Source organism: Streptomyces sp. NPDC029164, assembly GCF_055563995.1.
On the sequence record NZ_JBVHWW010000017.1, the window covers coordinates 130,841 to 151,231 of the forward strand.

The following is a 20,391-nucleotide window of genomic DNA, read 5'->3' on the forward strand; positions in this document are numbered from 1 at the left end:
TCCCCCCCCCCCCCCCCCCCCCCCCCCCCCCCCCCCCCCCCCCCCCCGCCCCCCCCGCCCCCCCCCCCCCCCCCCCCCCCCCCCCCCACCCCCGTGCCGCTAGGCGGTCGGTGAGAGGACGGTGTCCTCCGGTTTGCGTGCCGTGGGCTGGGTGCTCCCGGCGACGATCAGGGCGAGTAAGACCGCGGCCGCCTCGCTCTGCAGGATCCGGGCGGCCTGCTTGAGCCTGCCGGGGTCGGGAACGGGGATGGACAGGGCCACGCACTCCGCGTTCGGGCCCGCGGTGATCGGTACGGCCGCGCACACCGTGCCCAGCGCGTACTCCTGCAGGTCGAGGAGGGGCGCGTTGGGCGGGCGGGTGTCGAGCTGGTGGAAGAGGGCCTGCTGGCTGGTGAGGGTGTGAGTGGTGAACCGGGCGAGCCGGTGGCGGGCCAGGTGGTCCTTCCTGTCGTCGTAGTCGAGCTGGGTCAGCAGCGCCTTGCCCACCGCGGAGGCGTGGGCGGCGGCACGGAAGTCGACCCACTCCTCGACCACGGGTGTGGCGGGGCCGTCGGCGTACTGGGTGATGGAGACCTCGCCGTCGGTGTAGCGGGCGACGTAGACGGCGGCGCCGACGGCGTCGCGCACCCATGCGAGGGTCTCGCGCAGATGCCCTCGGCCCTCTCCGTTGACCGAGTCGGTCAGGAGGAGGGCGTGGCCGGCGAGGTAGGCGTCCGGTCCGATCGGTGTGGCCAGGCCCGCGCGGATCAGCTGCTCCACGGCCCGGGCGAGGACCAGCTGGGGCAGCTTCGTCTCGCGGGCGATCTGGGTCAGGTTCACCCCGCCCGAGTAGCGGTTGATGACTTCCAGGACGCGCAGCGCCTGGTGGACGGATTCCAGTGCGGCGGGCGCCGGGCGCCCCTCGGGGGTCCCTCGGGCCGCGTGGGTCAGGTGAGGCTGTTTGAGTGCTTCGAGGGCCCATGCGTTCGCCTCCTCCGTCAGGTGGAGGGGGTTGAGCCGGGCGTTCTGCGCGACGGCGACCGCGACCTGCGGGCCGGGGGTGAAGACCTCCCCCAGGTCGGGGTGCTCCTCGTACGGGCGGGCCATGAGGGCTTGGCGCAGTCGCGCGGGCAGCCGCAGCGGCGGCCGCCCGGCCCGGCCCGGGCCGGCGGCGAGGGCGGTGAGGTCCTGGGTGGTGATGGGCGGCGAGGCCCAGATGACCGAGGCTTCGAGGGCCTCTTCGAGGTGTTCCGGGGCCGGCGGCAGGGTCGGCAGGTGTTCGTCGGGCGGCAGGGTCTGGGCCTGGTGGTTCCAGTAGCGGGCGGTCGCGACCTCGGCGCGGGCGAGGTGGTGGAGGTAGAGGCAGCGGGCGGCGGTCTGCGAGCCCGCCCCGGCCGCGTACTGGAACCAGAACTGCGCGGCGTCCGTCCGGTCGGCCAGGTGCAGCAGGCACCCGAAGAGCAGCGCCGAGTCCGCGCCGTGCGGCCAGGAGCCGGCGTCCAGGGCGAGTTCGGCGAAGTCGCGGCTCTCCACGAGGGACCACGTGAGGTCGTCCAGGCCGCGGGCGGCCCGCACATGGCAGGCGGCGTCCAGGACGAGATCGTCGGTGGCGGCCCAGGCCGGCCGCCCCCGGGCGGGCAGCGCTCCACCTGCGGTGGTTCCGCTCGCCGAGCGGGCGCGGTCGGCGACGATCCGGCGGGCGATCCGGCGCCGGGCCGCCCCCTCGTCGTATCCGGCGTACTCCTCCGCGAGTACCGTCGCGTCCTCGAGGGCCGCGTCCAGTTCGCACAGCGGCATGTCACGGTTGCAGGGCATGTCGCTCACTGGTCCTTCTCCTCTCCGGGGATCCAGTCCACCCCGAGCTTGCGGGACAGGGTGCGGCGTGCGCCGCGGATGTGCGAGCGGACCGTCGCGGGGGTGATCCCCATCATCCGGGCGACGGTGTCGGAGTCGTTGCCGAGGAGGAAGGCCAACAGCACCACGTCGTACTGTCGTTCGGACAGGCCCGCGATCGCCGCGTACAGCCCGAGCTTCGACTCCAGCAGTTCCAGCCGCTCCCGTGAGGACCGGCGCAGCGCGGCGAACCACGCCGTCTCCACCATGGCCACCTGGCGGCCCAGGACCGCCAGCCGCCGTTCGACGTGCTCGCGCAGCACCGCCCACGCGAAGCCGTGGAGGGACGCCTCCTTCAGCGCCTGGCGCCACACCTTCAGCAGGAAGGTGAACACGTCGTCGACGACTTCTTCGGCGTCCTTGGGGTTCCCGAGCTGCAGGTGGGCGTAGCGCAAATAGGCGCGGTGCTGCTGGGAGTGGAACGCGGTGAACTCCACCGGAAGCACTCCGGCCAGCTCGCTGGAGACCGCCTGGTCCCCCGATGGATCGAATTCGCCTTCGCTCATACGCTCCCCCACGGCTGTTCATCGCTCCCCGCCGGGGCGGCGGGGACGGCCACATCGGCCACGGCGACTACGGGAAAATCGACTACGGGAAACTCACGACAACGGACCGCGATGGCGGCTAACAGCACGAGGGCGGCCGTCTCGGGAACATTCACTTCGGCGCGAAACCTTCCAAATGGACCATGCGTAACCGGCGTGCCTGCCCCCGGACCAGCAGCCGCGGAGCGCCGAACGCGCTCCCACTCACCACCCCATCGGAAATCGAGCCGGATCGTGCAAGCCGGTCCCGGAAAATCTTCGGAAGGAAGCGCATCCGCCACTCCGCGCGCCCCGGTCCGCCCGCGCGCGCCCCCGGCACACCCGGGCGCGCCGCCTCCGCCGATGTGCGCCCGCACGGGCTCCACCGCTGCTTCTTTCACACGATCGGATGTCGCTACGGCCCAATCCGGTGGGACACGTCCCGACTCCCCCTTCGCCGGAACCGGATACCTGCATGGTGAGGCTCTCGGCGCCCCGGTACTCCCCGCGCGCGCCAGTCGAAGAGGAAGGGCCTGTATCCGATGGCGTTCGCGAGGAGTCTGCTGCCCACCGTGCTCTCCCTGGCGCTGACCGGTCTGCCGGCCGCGCTCCCGGACACCGCGAAAGCCGCGGCCGCCGCGCTGTACGACGGCCAGGTCCGCCACGAGACCGCGCTGTTCAGCGTGAAGGCCACCAACAACGCGGCCGCCCAGGAGTTCACGGTGACCGGCACCCGGCTCTCCCGGGTGAGCGTCTGGCTGGGCAGCGGGGCGGCGACGGGCACCGTGACCGCCCAGATCCGCCGGGTGCGCTCGGACGCGGGGTCGGTGATCGCCTCGCGGACCCTTAACCTCTCCGCCCTGGGCGGCGCCGGGGCCGGCTGGGTCGAATTCCCGGTCGACGCGGCCGTCACCCCGGGCGCCACGTACTACCTGTTCCTCCAGGCGACCACCGCGGAGAACAAGCCGATCGCCTGGTACGGCACCACACGTTCCGTGCCCGGTTCGCTGACCAGCTGGAACTACGACCGGGCGTACTGGGGCGGCTGGCACGCCTACACCTCCCGGCTGGCGTTCCACGTCAACCCCACCGGCAGTGAGCGCTGCGGGGAGAGCGAGCCCTGCTACGTACCGGCCTCCGCGCTCGCGGCCCGCACCTCGGGCCTGCTGACCAACCGGGTGGACACCGAGGCCGTCCTGCCCTCCTTCGCCGTGGGCGCCTCGTACGTCGACGGGAGCAATGTGCTGCGCCTGCCCTCCGGCCGGTGGCGGTACCTGCCGGAAGGGGCCACCACGTCGGCCGTCGTCGGGGCCGACGACCCGGGCGCCGTCGCTCAGGTCACCGAGAGCCGCGCCTGGCTGGCCGCGGGCAAGGTGCCGGGGAGCACCGCCGCGCAACGGGCCGCGGCGCAGCGCGCCCTGTTGTCGATGCGGGCGCTGCTGAAGCCCAACGGCGCGTTCGCGGCGGGGTGGTCGCCGCCGTGGGAGTACTCCTGGCCGCGCGACGGCGCCTTCGCCGCGGCCGCGTTCGCCGCCACCGGGCACGACGAGGAGGCGTACCGGATCCTTGACTACGACGCGCTCACCCAGCGGGCCGACGGGACCTGGGAGGCCCGTACCAAGCTGGACGGCAGCGGGCCGCCGGACGCGCGGAAGTGGCAGCTGGACGGCAATGGCTGGGTGCCGTGGGCGACGTGGCAGTGGTACCAGGCGGCGCCGGCCGGCAGCAGGGACGAACGGCTGCGCCGGCTCTACCCGATGCTGCGGAAGGCGGCCGACCACGCGGCGGGCTCCCTGGGACCGGACGGGCTGCCTCCGGCTTCCCCGGACTACTGGGAGCTGGACACGACGACCGCCAACATCGGTACGGCCGCGCCCCTGCTGGCCGGTCTCAACGCCGCGGCCGACCTGGCCGCCCGGCTGGGCACGGCCGGGGACGCGGAGCGCTGGGGGGACGCGGCACGGCGGCTGTCCGCCGGGATCGCCGCGCGCTTCGCCCCGCTGGGGTACCAGCGGACCGTGGACGGCAAGCACGGCCGGGACAGCGCGGTGGCCTTCATGGCACCCCCGTTCAACGCCGCCCCGCCCGGTCTCGGCGCGGCCCTGGACTCCACCTACCGGGCACTGCTGCTGCCCAACGGAGGTGTCTCGCCCGGCAACGACCCCTCCTTCAGCTGGGGGTCGTACGCGTGGACGGCCAGCACCTCCTTCTTCGCCCTCGCCTGGTCCGGTACGGGCGAGCAGGCGAGGGCCGGCCGGGTGCTCGACTGGGTGCTGTCCAAGCGCAACGGGCTGGGCGAGCTGCCCGAAACGGTGAACGGGGCCGGGCTGCCGTCCTCGGTCGCGCCCCTGGGCTGGACGGACTCGCTGGTGGTGCTCACCGCACTGGCCCTGCAGGGCTCTCCGCAGCCGACCCCGCCGGCGACGGCGGCGCGGGCGGTCACGGGCGGCCGCGGGCTTGGCGGGAATCCGACGCACGGACCCGGTGGTGGCGCCGCGGGTTCAGTAACGTGATGCGTCTGTGAACGCGGTTCACGCGCAGGGTGCTTCGTCGGGAGGCGGACATGCGGGGCGGAACGGTTGCGGTGGTCGGCGGGAGCATCGCGGGCTGCGCGGTCGCCACGGCGGCGGCGCGGGCGGGTGCCGGCGAGGTCGTGGTGCTGGAGCGCACGCGCGGGCGGCTCGAGGACCGGGGCGTGGGCCTGTGCATCCACGACGAGCGGGCCGTGGAGCTCGGCGCGAGCGGGGCGCTGCCCGCGGGGATCGCGGCGCACCGGCTGGAGCGGCGCCGCTGGGTGGTGCGGGACGACGCCGCGGGGCCGGGCGGGCGGGCGGTGTGGGAGCAGCCGTTCCCCTTCCACTCCTATCACTGGGGTCTGCTGTGGCGCGGGCTCCGGGAGTCGGTCCCGGACTCGGTGGTCTACCGGCAGGGGGTGACGGTGACGGGTGTCGGGGCGGGCCGGACCGCGGGCGCCGAGGTGCGGCTCGCGGGTGGCTCCGTCGAGCGGTACGACCTGGTCGTCGGCGCCGACGGGTACCGGTCGGTGGTGCGCGAGGCGATCTGCCCACGGTCCCGGCCGCACTACGCCGGGTACGTGTGCTGGCGCGGGAACCTCGACGCGGCCCGGCTGGCGGGACTCGGCAACGATGCGGACTCGGTGCCGGAGGCGGTGACCACGGTCTGCTTCGCGGGCGGCACCTGCGTGGTCTACCGCATCCCCGGGCCGGACGGACCACGGCTGAACTGGGTGCTCTACGCCCCTCCGCCGCGCGGCGGCGGGCTGCGCTTCGACGACCCGACGAGCTTTCCCCCGGGCGGGCTGACGCCCGAACTGGCGGAACACCTCGGTGCGTTGCTCGCCCGGGAGTTCCCCCCGTACTGGGGGCGGGCGCTCGCGCTGACGCCTCCGGCGGACACCTTCGTGCAGCCCATCTACGACCTGGAGACGGCCCGCACCGCCGCGGACCGGCTGCTGCTCGCGGGCGACGCGGCCACCGTCGTACGCCCGCACAACACGAGCGGCGCCGCCAAGGCCCTGCAGGACGCCACCGCCCTCGCCGAGGGGTGGCGGCGCGCCGGGTCCTTCGAGGAGCTGCTGCACGGCTACGAGGAGTCCCGCGGCGCCGCCGGACGGGAACTGGTCTCGCTGGCCCGCCGGCTGGGCCGGGCCCAGGTCGAGGAGACCCCGGCCTGGGCGGCCATGGACGGCGGCGGGATGGCGGCGTGGTGGCAGGCCCAGCTGGCCGGGGCCCCGGGCATCGGGGGCCAGGCGATGGCCCCGTAGGCCCGGGCCGGCCGGCCCGGCCCACGCCACGGACCACCGCCACCGACCCCACCCGCCGCCGCCCGGCGGCTACCGGCCGTCGATCACGGTGTTGCGGGTGATCGCGCCGTCCGAGCCGGAGACGGTGACCGCGTGGCGGACGCCGTCCGGTCCGAGGACCACGGCCAGCCAGGCGCTGCCGCCGCCGTCCTGGGCGATCACGCGCAGGCTCTCCACCTTCCCGCCCGGCACGGCCGCGGCGGCCTTGTCGGCCGCGTCTCCGATGGCCAGAGAGGGCAGGGGCGCCGGAGCGGCCTTGTGCAGTCCCCCCTTTCCACCGGGGGCACCGGGGGCGTCCGGCGCGCCGGGACCGAAGAACTCCGCGCGCCGCTCGGACACCTCCGGACCGCCGCGGCCGCCCTTGCGCTCGTGGGGCGGTTCGACGCCCTGCGGGCCGTGCTTGAACCCGCCCTTCCCGCCGGGCTCGGCCCACACGAGGCGCGGCCCCCGGTCCCCGGGCCCGTCGTGGCGCTCGGCCGCGGCGACCGCCGCCACGCCCCCGCCGACGACCACCACGGCCGCACCCGCCGCCACCCATCGGGCGGTCTTGGTACGCGGCACCAGGCGGCCCAGAGCCGCTCGCTTGCGGGCTCCGGCCTCCGGCGCGGTCTCGGGCTGCTCGGACGGCGGCGGGACAGAATCAGACATACAGGCACTCCTCAGAACAACCGGGCACCGCGCCCGGCTCGTTCCCGAGCATGCGGAGCGCATGCTGAAGCCCCGCTGAAGCCACCTGAAGACCTCTTCAGCCTGCGGTGGGCCGGGCCTGAGATCCTGTCCGGCATGCGCGTACTGGTGGTGGAGGACGAACGACGGCTGGCCGTGGCCCTGCAGCGGGGGCTCCAGTCGGAGGGGTTCTCGGTGGACGTGGCCCACGACGGGCCCCAGGGCCTGTGGATGGCCACCGAGCACGATTACGACCTGATCGTGCTCGACATCATGCTGCCCGGGCTGAACGGCTACCGGATCTGCTCGAAGCTGCGCGCCGCCGGCAACGAGTCGGGGATCCTGATGCTCACGGCGAAGGACGGCGAGTACGACGAGGCGGAGGCCCTGGACACCGGCGCCGACGACTTCCTGTCCAAGCCGTTCTCCTACCTCGTCCTGGTCGCCCGGCTGCGCGCGCTCGGGCGGCGTACGGGCCGCCGGCGCCCACAGGTGATGCGCTTCGGCGACCTGGCGCTCGACCCGGCCCGGCACTCCTGTTCCCGTGGCGCCACGGAGATCCGGCTGACCGCACGGGAGTTCGCGGTGCTGGAGTGCCTGGCCCGGCGCGCCGGCGAGGTGGTGCCCAAGCGGGACATACTGGAACAGGTGTGGGACAGCGCCTTCGACGGCGATCCCAACGTCGTCGAGGTCCACGTCAGCGCCGTGCGCCGCAAGATCGACGCCCCGTTCGGCCGGGCCGCGCTGGAGACCGTACGCGGAGCCGGGTACCGGCTGGCGGTCGACGGTGGCTGAGCGTCCCGGCGCGCGCCCGCGTCCGCTTTCCGGCGTCCGCCCGCTTCCCGGCGTCCGTCCGCTTCCCCGCCTCCGCAGCCGGGCGGGCGGCGCCCTGCGGGCGGTGCCCGGCGCGGCCCTCAGGCGCTGGCCGGCGCTGCGGCGGCTGTGGCCCACCACCGTGCGGGCCCGGGCCACCGTGGGCGCCAGCGTGGTGGTGGCAGCGGCGCTGTCCCTCGCCTCGTTCGCCCTGCTCGGGCTCCTCGAAGCCAACCTGCTGCGCGGCGCGGAGAACGACGCCCGGCGGCAGGCGGAGACGGTGGCCCAGCTCGCCGCCACCGGGAAGCTGGGGCGCGTCCGCGCGCCCGCCCGCGGCGTCGAGTTCGTCCAGGTGGTGAGCGCCGACGGAAGGGTGCTGTTCGCCAGCCCGAACCTGCTGGACGTGCCCCCGCTCCCGCCGGCCGCCCCCGGGCTGCCGGGGCCCCGCGTCCACACCTGGAAGGTCCGCCCGTTCGGCGGCGAACACCGTCAGCGGGTCGTCCAGGTCATCACGGACACCCCGGACGGGCCGGCCACCGTCTACGCCGGCGCCTCACTGCGGGACGCGGACGCGGCCGACGACACCACGACCGCCGCCCTCGTCATCGGCATGCCCCTGCTGCTGGCCATGGTCGCCCTGGTGACGTGGAGGGTCACCGGTCACGCGCTGAGGCCGGTGGAGGAGATCCGCGCCGAGGTCGCCGCGATCTCCGACCGCGACCTGCACCGCAGGGTGCCGGTGCCGGCCACCCACGACGAGGTCGCCCGGCTGGCGGAGACGATGAACGCCACCCTGGACCGGCTGGAGGCCTCCGGCATCCGCCAGCGCCAGTTCATCGCCGACGCCTCCCACGAGCTGCGCAGTCCCATCACCGTCCTGCGCACGCAGCTGGAAGTGGCCCTGGCCGTCCGGGACCCCGAGCTGTGGCCCGAGCTGATCGGCGGCGCCCTGGAGGACATCGAACGGCTCCAGCACCTCGCGGCCGATCTGCTGCTGCTCGCGCGCATCGACGCGGCCCAGCCCGTGGCGGCCGTCCCGCTCGACCTGACCGCCCTGGTGCGCGAGGTGGTGGAGGGCCGCCTCGGCGACCGGGTCCCCGTACGGGCGGACCTCGAAGCCGACGTCGAGGTCACCGCGAGCGCACTGTGGCTGGGCCGGGTCGTCACCAACCTCCTGGACAACGCGCAGCGCTACGCCGACCGGAGCGTCGGCGTCACCCTGCGCACCACCGCACGCGGCGCGGTCCTGGAGGTCGTCGACGACGGTCCCGGCATCCCCGCCGCGGACCGGGAGCGGATCTTCGAGCGTTTCACCCGGCTCGACGACTCGCGCAGCCGCGACCACGGCGGAGCGGGCCTGGGCCTGGCGATCGCGCGGGATCTGAGCGCCCATCACGGCGGCACGCTGACGGCCGAGGACTCCGCTCGGGGCGCACGGCTGGTGCTGCGGCTGCCGGTGACACGTCAGGTCTGACGGATCCGTTCCAGGGCGTGGGACATGACTCGGCGTACTTGCTCGTCCTCCAGGACACGGCTCCACGAGAAGAGCCCCTTGGTACGCCGCTCGGCCGCGAGCATCCCGGCGAGCACCGGTTCGGCCGCCGCGGCCGGAGCGCCGATGGCCCCCCGATGGCGTGTGGCTGTGAGGGTCGGGGAGGCCGGATGGGCGGCCCGGGCCGGTTCGAGGACGCTCAGCAGTGCGGTACCGCATCCCGGGCCAACGGCGTCGGGGCGAGCGGAAAATGCGGTGCCCCGGGCCGGCCCGCGATCTAGACTCGCCGTACGCGCTGCCGACAGGGCACCGCGCGCCTCATACCGAGTGAAGAGAAGGGGAGTCCGGCCATGCGCACGCACCGCACCGCCGTCTTCGCTCCCCCGTCCCGGTACGACGTGATCCCGGTGTCTCGCAGCGCGCGGTGCCGGCCGCGCGGCCGTCACCGTACCCCCGTGACGCACTTCTAGATCCCTTCGGGTTCCCTCCGCTTCCCGCTACCCGCCTCCCGTACGCCACCGCCCGCCCGGGCCTCTTCCGGGCGCGGTGGCGACGGCGCCGCGGCTGCGTGCGGGGCCCCGAGGATCGCGTACGGGAATCGCGCCGCCCCTTCTCTCTCATCACTCGAAAGGCCTAGGGCCATGCGCGCCAACGGGCGACCCCTCACCACCACTTCCCTCACCACAGTCCGCAATCTGGGCATCCTCGCCCACGTCGACGCCGGCAAGACCACGATCACCGAACGCATCCTGTTCGCGACCGGCGCCATCCACAAACGGGGCGAGGTCCATGCCGGTACGACGGTCACCGACTACGACGCCCAGGAACGCGACCGCGGCATCACCATCTTCGCCGCGGCCGTGAGCTGCGCCTGGGACGGACATCGCGTCAACCTGATCGACACCCCGGGGCACGTCGACTTCTCCGACGAGGTCGAGCGTTCCCTGCGGGTGCTGGACGGGGCGGTCGCGGTGTTCGACGCCGTCGCCGGGGTCGAACCGCAGAGCGAGTCGGTGTGGCGGCAGGCCGACCGGCACGGTGTGCCGCGGCTCGCGTTCGTCAACAAGCTGGACCGGGCCGGCGCCGACCTCGACACGGCGGTCGCGTCGATCCGCGAACGGCTGGGCGCCGTACCCCTCGTGGTGCAGCTGCCCATCGGACAGGAGGACGCGTTCACCGGTGTCGTCGACCTGCTGGCGATGCGCGCGCTGCACTGGCACGCCGGCTCCGACACGTACGAGACGGGGCCGGTCCCCGAGCCGCTGCGCGAGGAGGCGGACCGGCGGCGCCGGCTCCTGGAGGAGACGGTGGCGGAGCTGCACGCCGACGCGCTGGAGGAGTTCTGCGCCACCTCGGCGCTGACCGGGCGGACGCTGGCCCGCGCCCTGCGCGAGCTGACCCTGCGCGGGGACGGCGTCGTGGTGCTGTGCGGGTCGGCGTACCGCAACCGCGGGATCGAGCCGTTGCTGGACGCGGTCCTGGCGTACCTGCCCTCGCCCGCCGACATGCCGCCCGTACGGGGAATGGCGGACGGCGCGGAGCAGGAGCGCGCGCCCGATCCGGCGGAGCCGTTCACGGCTCTCGCCTTCAAGGTGACGGCGACCGCGACGGGGCGGCTCACCTATCTGCGGGTGTACGCGGGCACTTTGCGCAAGGGCGCGACCGTACTGGACGCGGCCACGGGCCGTACGGAGCGGGTCGGCCGGATCCTGCGGGTCCAGGCCGACCGGCACGAGGAACGGGAGGAGGCGGTGGCCGGTGACATCGTCGCCGTGATCGGGCTCAAGGCCGCGCGGGCGGGCACGACCCTGTGCGCGCCGGGGGCCGCGCTGGTCCTCGAACCGCCCTCGGTGGCCGAACCGGTGGTGTCGGTCGCGGTCGAGGCCCGTCGCAGCATCGACACCGGGCGGCTCTCGGCGGCCCTGGCGCGGCTCGCCGAGGAGGACCCTTCGCTGGTGGTCCGCTCCGACGCGGAGACCGGGCAGACCGTGCTGTCGGGGATGGGTGAACTGCACCTGGAGGTCGCGGCGGAGAAGATCCGCAGCGGCCACGGGGTGGAGGTCGTCGTCGGCCGGCCGCAGGTCTCCTACCGGGAGACCGTCGTGCGCGGGGTGACGGGCCTGGTCTACCGGCACGTCAAACAGGACGGTGGCGCGGGCCAGTTCGCGCACGTCGTCCTCGATGTCGAGCCGTTGGAGGAGGCCGCCTTCGAGTTCCGGTCGACGGTCGTCGGCGGGCGCGTGCCGCAGGAGTACGCGCGTGCCGTCGAGGCCGGCTGCCGGGACGCCCTCGCCGAGGGCCCGCTCGGCGGCCATCCGGTGACGGGGCTGCGGGTCACGCTCACCGACGGGGCGACCCACTCCAAGGACTCCTCGGAGATGGCGTTCCGGGCGGCGGGCCGGTTCGCGCTGCGCGAGGCGCTGCGCCTGAGCGCGGTGGAACTGCTGGAGCCCGTCGTGGAGGTGACGGTGACCGTTCCGGAGGACGGGGTGGGCGGTGTGCTGGGTGACCTCGCGGCCCGCCGCGGCCGGGTCTCGGGGTCCACGGCTCAGTCCGGGACCGCGGTGATCACGGCGACCGTGCCGCTGGCCGAGCTGTTCGGCTACGCGTCGCGGCTGCGCGGCCGCACCCAGGGCCGGGGCACCTTCACCACCCGCCCGGCCGGTCTCGCGCCGGTACCGGCCGCGGTCGCGGCAGCCCTGCCGGCCCGCTGACCGCCTCGCGCTAGTCTGCGTGGACCCCTCGGGTCCACGCAGACAGGCAAGGTGAACATGTTCGAGCCGGTGCAGGAAAATCCCTACCCCGACAGCCACGTCCTGGGTGAGGGCCCCGAGCCGCACCCGCTGCTGCGGCCCGTGCTTCCCCTGATCGGGCGCTGGCACGGGCGGGGGCAGGGCGAGTACCCGACGCTGGAGAAGGACTTCCGCTACGCGCAGGAGATCACCTTCAGCCACGACGGCCGCCCTTTCCTGCGCTACGAGGCACGCGCGTGGCTGATCGACGACTCCGGGGCCCCGGTCCGTCCGGCGGGACGTGAGGCGGGGTGGTGGCGGGTGACGCCCGACGCCTCCCTGGAGGTCGTGCTCGCCCACCCCACCGGCATCGTCGAGACGTATGTGGGCCGGGTGTCCGGTCCGGAGATCGAGATCGAGACCAAGGAGGTGTCGCTGACCCCGCTGGCCAAGGAGGTCACCGGCACGCGGCGCCGCTACACGGTCGACGGCGAGGAGATGACGGTCCTCCACGACATGGCCGCGGTGGGGCAGCCCTTGCAGCACCACCTCGCGACGCACCTGCGCCGGCGCCCGTCCTAGATCGTGTCGGCCTTCGGCCGCCATGTCGGGATCACCCGCCTGCCCGGCACGGGCTGCGGGTGCTCCCGCGCGCGCCGTCGCATAGTCGTGGGCAGGCCCCCGTGACGGCGGCGGCGTACCGGAGGGAGTGATGGGTCGTGGAGGTCGGACGACGTGCCGCGCTGGCGGCGCTGCTGGCCGCGGGACTCGTACCCCGCTCCGGCGCCGCGGCGGCGCAGCCCACCGCGCAGCCCACCGCCCGGGCCGCGGGCGGTCCGGCCGCGGGTGGCCGGGATGTTGGCGGTCCGCCCGCCGGTCCGCCCGCCGGTCCGCGCCCGCCGGCCTCGCTCCTCGGCAGTGAGATCCGGCGGCTGCCCACCTCGCGCAAGGTCATCGCGCTCACCTTCAACGCCGCGTGGGACGAGGCCGGGATCGACACCGTGCTCGCCGAACTGCGGCTGCGGAAACTGCCCGCCACCTTCTTCCCGACCGGGCAGTTCGCCGAGGCCCACCCCGCCGCGGTGCGCGCCATGGGCGCCGCGCACGGCCTCGGCAACCACTCGTACAGCCACCCCTACTTCGGCGAGATCAGTACGGCGGAGCGGGGTGAGGAGGTGCGCCGCGCCGACGCGGCGATCCGGACGGCGTCCGGGACGGAGCCGCTGCCGTTCTTCCGTTTCCCGTACAGCTCCACCACCCGCCAGTCCGTCGCCGACGTCAACGCACTGGGCTACGCGGCGATCGAGTTCACCGCGGACACCAACGGCTATCTCGGGCCGGACGGCGGCATGACCGTGGACGAGGCGGTCGAGCGGGCCGTCGACGCCTTCACCCCCGGAGCGATCGTCCAGATGCACGTCGGCAGCAACGGCGACGGCGTCGTCCTGGACGCCGAAGCCCTCCCGCTGATCGTCGACGCGGCCCTGGCCGACGGCTACGAGGTCATCGACCTGCGCGCGTTCCTGAGCGCGTCGGCTTCCCCCGCTGCCGCCGGGGCCCGGTAAGGGCCGGCCCGGTCGTCTCCCGGAGCCGGTCCGCCGACCTCGCCAGCCGGAAGCCCGCGATCTGGCAGGTCACGAGGGAGACGAGGACCAGCACCACGAAGAAGCGGTCGTTGATGAGTTCTGCCTGGCGGGTGACGCCCGCCAGGACGATGCCGATGGTGCCCCGGGCGTTGAGGGCGAACGCGAGGGACGAGGAGAACACCCGGTCCTCCCCCGCCAGGCGCGCCCCCGCCCGGATGCCGGCCGTCTTGATGCCGCAGGCGAGCGTCAGGAACCACAGGAAGAACAACGGGTCGAAGGCGCGCACCAGGTCCAGGCGCATGCCGACCAGGACGAAGAACACGGGGATGAAGAAGGCCATCGAGAACTGGCGGATGGCGCCCCAGACCGCCGCTTCCCGTCCGGTTCCGGTCCCCGGGGAGGTGCCGTCCTCGGCGCTCTGATCGCCGCGGGCGGCGCAGATGCCCGCCATCAGCGCACCGAACACGGCGTTGACGCCGAGGCCCAGGCACAGCAGCACCATGGCGCACAAGAAGATCAGCCGGAAGGCCACCGGGCTCTGCCGGGCCACGATGTTGGCGCGGTGGCGGGCCAGCTGGTGGAAGAGCCGGGCTCCCCAGGTCAGGCTCGCGGCGAAGAACAGCAGGCTGACGAGGGTGAAGTACGCGGCCGTCGGCACGGGCGCGGTGGTGCCGATCAGGCCCCACAGACCGACGGGGTGACCATGGCCGGAGCCGGCGAGGCCGAGGACCACGGCGAGGACGACGTAGAGGATGACGTCCTCGATCACGGCGACCATCAGGACGATCCGGCCGAAGGCGCTGTCCATGATCTTCAGGTCCATCATGATCCGCGAGATGACCGGAATGGCCGCGACCGCCATCGCGAGCCCCACGACGAGGGAGGTCGTCACCGTGGAGCCCGCCGGCCCCGCGAAGAAGGCGGGGACCAGCGCAGCGATGCCCGCGCCCGCCGCGAAGGGCACCACGAGTCCGGCCGCCGCCACGATCGCCCCGGTGCGGCGTTCCCGGCCGCTCGCCCGGATGCGCAGCTCCGCGCCGGCCAGGAACATCAGGAGCAGCTGGCCGAGCTGGTGGATGGCGTCCAGGGCGCTGGTCACCGCCCCGGACGCGGGAAACAAGACGGCCCGGGCGGCGGGGGCGAGGAGCCCGAGGAGCGAGGGGCCCAGGAGGATGCCGCCGACGACCTCGCCGATGACGGGGGGCTGGCGCAGGGCGCCGAAGAGGAAACCGCACCCGTGCGCGGCGGCGCAGATCACGGTGAGGGCCGCCAGCAGCCGGATGGTGTCGATCACTGTCATGCCGGATCACTTCCACTCGTTCCGCGGGATGGACGTCGTTCCGTTCGGTTTCACGTCAGTGCGAGGGAGTGCCGTTCGGCCGACGCACCAACGGAGGTTCGAGGCGGGCCGGTTCGGCGCGGCCACCATGGAATGGCCTCCGTGGCAGGATGGCGGCATGGAACGGGTACTTGGAATCGGTGGGTACTTCATGCGGGCCGCCGACCCTGCGGCCCTGAGCGCTTGGTACCGCGACTGCCTCGGCCTGGACGCCGACGAGAACGGCCTGTGGCATCAGGGGGCCGGGCCGACCGTGTTCGCGACGTTCGAGTCCGGGACCGACTACTTCGGGTCCCGCACCCAGCAGTCCATGCTCAACTTCCGGGTCCGCGACCTGGACGCGATGCTCGCGCAGCTGCGCGGCAAGGGCGCGGACGTGGCCGAGGAGACCCAGGACATGGACGGCGTCGGCCGGTTCGGCTGGGTCACCGATCCCGAGGGCCATCGGATCGAGCTGTGGCAGCCCGCCTGACCTTGCGGACGCTGCCGATCCGCTTGCGGCAGACCCAGTAGGTCCAGGCCGGGACGTCGGGGAACAGCGCACCGGCCGGCGCCGGGGCCGGCCCGACCGGCTCTACCATCGCCTGGTGACGGAGACTTCGAAGCCCGAGCCCGGTGTCGGCCCCGGCACCGCCCTGGTCCTGATCGACCTGATGCCCCGTATCGTCGCCCTGCCTCTGGCCCCCTACACGGGCGAGGAGGTGGCGGCACGGTGTGCGCGGCTGGCCGAGGCCTTCAGGGCCGGCGGCCGCCCGGTGGTGACGGTACGGGTGGAACGTCCGAACGTGGCCGAACAGCCGCCCGGCAGCGGCTTCGTCGAGGGCATCGCCCGCCCCGGCGACATCGAGATCGTCAAACGCACGGTCGGCGCCTTCCACGGAACGGGCCTGCACGAGCAGTTGCACGGCCTGGGGGTGGACAGGCTGGTCCTGGCCGGGCTGGTGACGACGATGGGCGTGGAGTCCACCGCCCGGGCGGCGAGCGACCACGGCTACGAGGTCGAGTTCGTCGAGGACGCCATGTCCGCCTTCGCGGCGGACGAGCACGAGTTCGCCGTACGGAGGATCTTCCCGCGGTTCGGCGAGGTCCATGCCGCGGCCTCGTACCTGAAGGCCCTCGCCGCGGAATAGGGACGGTGGTCTCGGGGCCGCGATCGACAACGGCCACGCTCAGGCACGCTCCCGGCACGCCCGGTGGAGCCGCCGGCATCGCCGCGACGCTTCTCACCGCTCTGCCAGAGGGAGCGCCAATGGCTGCCCGCCGACCAGTACGTGGTGATCGTCGAGGCCGCGGACGCGGCATTGTCCGGCGACGCCGCCGGACGGCGGCGACTCTTCGGGACCCTGCTGCGGGCAGGGCGGCGCTGGTCCTCCGTCAAGCGGCCCGAGGGCATCGATCTGAGCAGACTCCTGGTCATCCTGTCCTGCGATCCGGCATCCGTTCCGGCTGTGCGGGAGCAGGTGCGATCGTGCTGGGAAGAGACGGTCGCGCCCTAGGGACGGCTTCGTCCCGCCAAGGCGATGTCAGTGGGCGCTCCTAGCGTGGGGGCATGATCTGGACCGCCGCTCAGGACACCCTCCCGCCCGTTCCGCCTGCGCGGCGGCTCGACGCCTCGCCCTCGGGGGTCGTCGGGGCCGTCGAGCTGACGGCGGCTCATCTCGACTCGCGCGTCCACACCGTGGCGGAGTTCGAGCGCGTCCTGGACGGACTCGTGCGGCAGGCGCACCGCGACCGCCACGCACTCGCGGCGGCGCTTTCCACGGCGCTGGGGCACCGCTACCCCGAGGAGGAGGCCGAGGCGGACCGGCTCGCCGCGGTGGACGTGGTGGTGGCCGCGCTGCTGTGGCGGGTGGCGGGGTACAGCCTCAAGCCCGAGTACATACGCCGGCAGCGCGGGCACGAGGAGTGCGCGCAGGGCGGGCTGGAGCTGGTCATCGCGGCGCGGGTGCGCGAGATCGGGTACGCACTGCGGTCCGGAGCCCCCCAGCCGTTCCTGCTGGCCACACCCACCTGGGACACGGGCGCGCTGGAAGCGGCCGAGCTCGTCGAACGGCTCGCGGAGTACCGGCGTTTGGGCGTCCGTCCCGGACCGGCCGACTTCGGGCAGGCCCTGTTGCGCGTACGGCGGGACGATCCGGCGGCTCCGGCGGCCGCCGCGGCCGCGGACCGGCTCGGGACCGCCGAGGGCGATCGGCTCGCCGCCTGGCTCGGCCCCGACGGTGAACCGGGCACGGGGCGGCGCCGGGTCGTCATGCCCGATCCCCAGGCGCACCGGGCCTGGTCGCGGGTCGGCGCGGCCGTGCCGCAGGTCGCCTTCGCGAGCGGTGAACGACCTGCCCTGCGCCGGGAGTTCCCCGAGGCGTTCCAGTGGCTGGGCCGCCCCCACGAGGGCTTCACCCGTTGCTATCACTGGCACGGCGGGCACGCCGTACGGGCGGCGGTGCTGCCCGAGGACCGGGACGTCCAGGCCCGGTGGCTGCTGCCGGGCCTGGCGCTGGCCGCCACGGCCGGCGATCAGGGCGACTCCTGGATGCTGCCGCACCTCGCCCTGCTGGGCGGACCCGCGGGGCCCGGGCTGCACTCCGCCATCGCGGCGGGGCTGGGCGGACGGCACCCGGCGAGCCGTCGCCCGGCGGTGGAGGCCCTGCTGGTGCTGGCGGGCCGGGGCGAGCTGGACGCCCCACTGCTGGGCCGCGAGCTGTCCTCGATGGTGACCCTGGGCACGGTCAAGCCCAACCGGCTGGCGGACGCGGCCCGCTCGGCCGCGGCGGCGGGCGCGTACGCCACGGTGTGGGGCGTGCTCGCCGAGGCCCTGCCGGCCCTCCTGCCTTCGACACGGGGCGCGGGCGAGGTGCTGGCCGTCGCCGCCGCGTGCGTGGAGCGCTGCGGCGCCACGGGCCCGGTGCCGGCGGAGGTGGCGGCGGCCGCGGCCCGTACCGGGTCCTCACGGATCGTCACCGAAGCCCGCCGCCTGACCTCCGCGCTCACCGGCCCACGCTGACGCGCCCTCACGGGTCGTGACGAAGGCAATTCGGCTGGTAGCAATTAGGTGAATTACTGACTGAATTCCCGTCAATAAGCCTCCACTTCATATCTCGATTTGATAACAACCCTCCCCAAATGGCCTGGACCATTACAGCGCAACGCGCGTAACTCCCCTTGCCTGATTGCGAACTGAGTGTTCGTCAAATCACGCCGACAGGTAACGGAATGATTTCTCGAAGCGGACTCCCGTTTGTCCGAATTCTCCGCGCCATTCGTCTGGCAGGCTTCCGCGCACCCAGTCTTCCGACAATGATTTGAGGTGCCCATGACAGGACGACGCAGACGTCGCGACGCCGCCGACCACCGCCGCAAACCGCGGAGGTTGATACTCGTCACCGCCGCCACGGCAACGGCGGCGGTGATAGCCGCAGGCATCGCCTACTCCGGACTCGGCGACGGCGCCCAGGCGGTGCCGCCCGTTCAGGCCGCGGAGGCCGCCGCACCGGCCGCCGCACCCGCCCGGGACCAGGAACCCGAGCCGATCGCCGCCGCGCCCGCCAACGAGAACGCGCGCGGCATGGTCTACGACGGCCTCCAGGCCGCGCCGAAGGGCGACCGGTGCGTGGGTGTCTACCGCACCGACACCGGCCTGTGCACCCACGGCCCCGACGCCCCGCCCAAGGGCGTCGACATCACGAAGGACATCGCCCCGGCCGTCAAGGAGACCGCACCGGCGGCCGATCCCTCCCGCCCCGCCGCCGAGGACCCCGCCTCCAAGGAAGGTGGCGGGCGTCCTCAGGACGCGCCCGCCGCCGACGCCGCGGCGACCAAGGCGAAGGCGCCCGAACCGGCGGCCGCCGGCGGCAGCCAGGCCGTCGCCGCGGGCCCCGCGGGCCAGACCGTCCAGTGCGACGGCGACGGCAGCACCGGCAACCGCGTGCAGGTCGTGTACGTCCACGCCCCCGGCAAGGACCGCTACTCCGAGTACGTCGCCTCGTTCCGCAAGTGGGCGGCCGACGCCGACCTCATCTACTCGGCGAGCGCCCAGGAGACCGGCGGCGTACGCCACATCCGGTACGTCACGGCCGCGGACTGCACCCCCACCGTGCTCAACATCGAGCTCCCGGCCTCGGCCCTGGCCGAGTTCAGCGCGACCAACAACGCGCTCGCCGGCAAGGGCCTCGACCGCCGCGACCGCAAGTACATGATCTTCGCGGACTCCCAGGTCTACTGCGGCATCGGCACCTTCGCGGGCGACGAGCGGCCCGGCCAGGCCAATCAGAGCAACTTCGGCCCGTCCTACGGCCGTACGGACTCCGGCTGCTGGGGCGGCCACACCGCCGCGCACGAGCTCGGGCACAACCTGGGCGCGGTCAACAACAGCGCCCCGAACACCAGCCGCGGCGCCCACTGCACCGACGAGTACGACGTCATGTGCTACTCGGACACCCCGTATTACCCGCAGATGCGCAACGTCTGCACCAACCAGGCGTCCGAGAACATCCTGGACTGCAACCACGACGACTACTTCCACACCAGCCCCAAGGCCGGAAGCTACCTGGCCACGCACTGGAACATCGCCGACAACCAGTTCCTGATGCGCGCGAAGGGCGGTGGCGGTACCGACCCGGGTCCGAACCCGAACCCGACGCCGACCCCGACGAAGAAGCCGACGCCCACGCCGACCAAGAAGCCCGGCGGCGGCCCGGCCGCGACGGCGGCCCAGATCCAGTCGAACTCCGTCGTGGTGAGCTGGCCCAAGGTCGAGGGTGCCTCCTGGTACCAGGTCCTCCTGAACGGCAAGCACCTGACCTGGGTCCAGTCGCAGGCGCTGCGCATCTACAACCTCCAGCCCAACACGTCGTACTCGGTCACCGTCTCGGTCCGCGACAGCTCCGGCCGTGACAGCGGACCCGGCAAGGCCGCGTCCTTCAAGACGCCGGGAACGGGCGGCGGGGCGACCACCCCGGGCAGCACGTACACGCTCGGCAACGGCAGCACCGGCATGGCCGCAGAGGTGTGGGGCGGCCGCACCGCCGACGGCACGGTCCTCGTCGGCGGCCGCGCCAACGGGTACGCCCAGCAGCAGTGGTTCTTCGACGACGCCGGCAACGGCCAGGTCCGCATGCGGTCCGCGGTCTCCGGCAAGTGCCTGCAGCCGGGCGGCACGCCCGCCGCCGGCATGTGGGTCGCGCAGCAGCCCTGCGACAAGGGCAACGGCGCGCAGGCCTGGAAGCTGACCTCCCGCGGTGGCACGGTCACCGTCACCGACCCGAGCGGCGGCTTCGCCCTCACCGTCAGCAACCGCCCCTACTACGGGAACTGGCTGCTCGACCTCCAGCGTGCGGACGGCCGAGCGGCTCAGGCCTGGACCCTCCAGAAGGCCTGAGCACCGCCGCGACGCGTCGCCACGGCTCCGCGGGCCCTCGCGGCAGCGATGCCGTGACGGCCTGACGCCGTGATCCCGCCCCGGGGGGGGGGGGGGGGGGGGGGGGGGGGGGGGGGTGGGGCGGGGGGGGGGGGGGGGGAGGAAAAACGGGGGATAGGAAGAGGGTGTTT

16 protein-coding genes are annotated in these 20,391 nt (G+C 73.9%); 12 read left to right on the forward strand and 4 right to left on the reverse strand.

Translation table 11 applies throughout. The features are described 5' to 3' along the window. Positions 1-99: 99 nt before the first annotated feature. Positions 100-930, reverse strand: a complete 831-nt coding sequence (locus tag ACZ4VT_RS18450) for an IclR family transcriptional regulator (RefSeq protein WP_467950913.1) — start codon at positions 928-930, stop codon at positions 100-102. Between the two features lie 869 nt (positions 931-1,799). Then, a complete protein-coding gene (locus ACZ4VT_RS18455) occupies positions 1,800-2,378 on the reverse strand; it encodes an RNA polymerase sigma factor (RefSeq protein ID WP_319732568.1) in 579 nt (192 codons plus the stop codon). Positions 2,379-2,938: 560 nt separating this feature from the next. Here ACZ4VT_RS18455 and ACZ4VT_RS18460 point away from each other — a divergent pair. Beyond that, entirely contained in the window at positions 2,939-4,909 is a 1,971-nt protein-coding gene (locus tag ACZ4VT_RS18460; protein ID WP_467950851.1) for a glycoside hydrolase family 15 protein, read from the forward strand. A gap of 50 nt (positions 4,910-4,959) precedes the next feature. Then, positions 4,960-6,180, forward strand: a complete 1,221-nt coding sequence (locus ACZ4VT_RS18465; RefSeq protein WP_467950853.1) for an FAD-dependent monooxygenase — start codon at positions 4,960-4,962, stop codon at positions 6,178-6,180. Between the two features lie 69 nt (positions 6,181-6,249). Here ACZ4VT_RS18465 and ACZ4VT_RS18470 read toward each other — a convergent pair whose 3' ends face one another. Further along, positions 6,250-6,867, reverse strand: coding sequence for a hypothetical protein (locus ACZ4VT_RS18470; RefSeq protein ID WP_467950855.1), 618 nt, complete (start codon positions 6,865-6,867; stop codon positions 6,250-6,252). Positions 6,868-7,002: 135 nt separating this feature from the next. Here ACZ4VT_RS18470 and ACZ4VT_RS18475 point away from each other — a divergent pair, with 135 nt between their 5' ends. The 5 genes from ACZ4VT_RS18475 to ACZ4VT_RS18495 all read left to right on the forward strand — a co-directional run bounded on the left by ACZ4VT_RS18475 (position 7,003) and on the right by ACZ4VT_RS18495 (position 13,487). Next, positions 7,003-7,680: a response regulator transcription factor gene (locus ACZ4VT_RS18475; RefSeq protein ID WP_467950856.1), complete on the forward strand. Its 678-nt coding sequence runs from the start codon at positions 7,003-7,005 to the stop codon at positions 7,678-7,680. A gap of 136 nt (positions 7,681-7,816) precedes the next feature. Next, positions 7,817-9,172 carry a sensor histidine kinase gene (locus tag ACZ4VT_RS18480; protein ID WP_467950915.1) on the forward strand — a complete coding sequence of 452 codons (1,356 nt, stop codon included), beginning with the start codon at positions 7,817-7,819 and terminating at the stop codon, positions 9,170-9,172. Between the two features lie 659 nt (positions 9,173-9,831). After that, positions 9,832-11,904 carry an elongation factor G gene (fusA, locus tag ACZ4VT_RS18485; protein ID WP_467950858.1) on the forward strand — a complete coding sequence of 691 codons (2,073 nt, stop codon included), beginning with the start codon at positions 9,832-9,834 and terminating at the stop codon, positions 11,902-11,904. A gap of 57 nt (positions 11,905-11,961) precedes the next feature. Continuing rightward, entirely contained in the window at positions 11,962-12,504 is a 543-nt protein-coding gene (locus tag ACZ4VT_RS18490; protein WP_467950859.1) for a heme-binding beta-barrel domain-containing protein, read from the forward strand. Positions 12,505-12,641: 137 nt separating this feature from the next. Beyond that, complete coding sequence (locus tag ACZ4VT_RS18495) at positions 12,642-13,487, forward strand: polysaccharide deacetylase family protein (RefSeq protein WP_467950860.1); 846 nt, start codon at positions 12,642-12,644, stop codon at positions 13,485-13,487. Here the strand turns inward: ACZ4VT_RS18495 and ACZ4VT_RS18500 are convergent. Continuing rightward, positions 13,426-14,808, reverse strand: a complete 1,383-nt coding sequence (locus ACZ4VT_RS18500; RefSeq protein ID WP_467950861.1) for a cation:proton antiporter — start codon at positions 14,806-14,808, stop codon at positions 13,426-13,428. The two genes, ACZ4VT_RS18495 and ACZ4VT_RS18500, sit on opposite strands and share 62 nt — an antisense overlap. Before the next feature lie 157 nt (positions 14,809-14,965). Between ACZ4VT_RS18500 and ACZ4VT_RS18505 the strand changes: the two genes are divergently transcribed. The 5 genes from ACZ4VT_RS18505 (at position 14,966) to ACZ4VT_RS18525 (ending at position 20,221) form a co-directional block, all read left to right on the forward strand. Then, a complete protein-coding gene (locus ACZ4VT_RS18505; RefSeq protein WP_467950863.1) occupies positions 14,966-15,319 on the forward strand; it encodes a VOC family protein in 354 nt (117 codons plus the stop codon). Between the two features lie 115 nt (positions 15,320-15,434). Further along, positions 15,435-15,977 carry an isochorismatase family protein gene (locus ACZ4VT_RS18510; RefSeq protein ID WP_467950865.1) on the forward strand — a complete coding sequence of 181 codons (543 nt, stop codon included), beginning with the start codon at positions 15,435-15,437 and terminating at the stop codon, positions 15,975-15,977. A gap of 63 nt (positions 15,978-16,040) precedes the next feature. Then, on the forward strand, positions 16,041-16,343 hold the full coding sequence (locus ACZ4VT_RS18515; protein ID WP_467950867.1) for a hypothetical protein: 303 nt from the start codon (positions 16,041-16,043) through the stop codon (positions 16,341-16,343). A gap of 53 nt (positions 16,344-16,396) precedes the next feature. Then, positions 16,397-17,848, forward strand: coding sequence for a DUF7824 domain-containing protein (locus ACZ4VT_RS18520; RefSeq protein ID WP_467950869.1), 1,452 nt, complete (start codon positions 16,397-16,399; stop codon positions 17,846-17,848). 309 nt (positions 17,849-18,157) lie between these two features. Next, complete coding sequence (locus tag ACZ4VT_RS18525; RefSeq protein ID WP_467950870.1) at positions 18,158-20,221, forward strand: RICIN domain-containing protein; 2,064 nt, start codon at positions 18,158-18,160, stop codon at positions 20,219-20,221. The last annotated feature ends 170 nt before the right edge of the window (positions 20,222-20,391 follow it).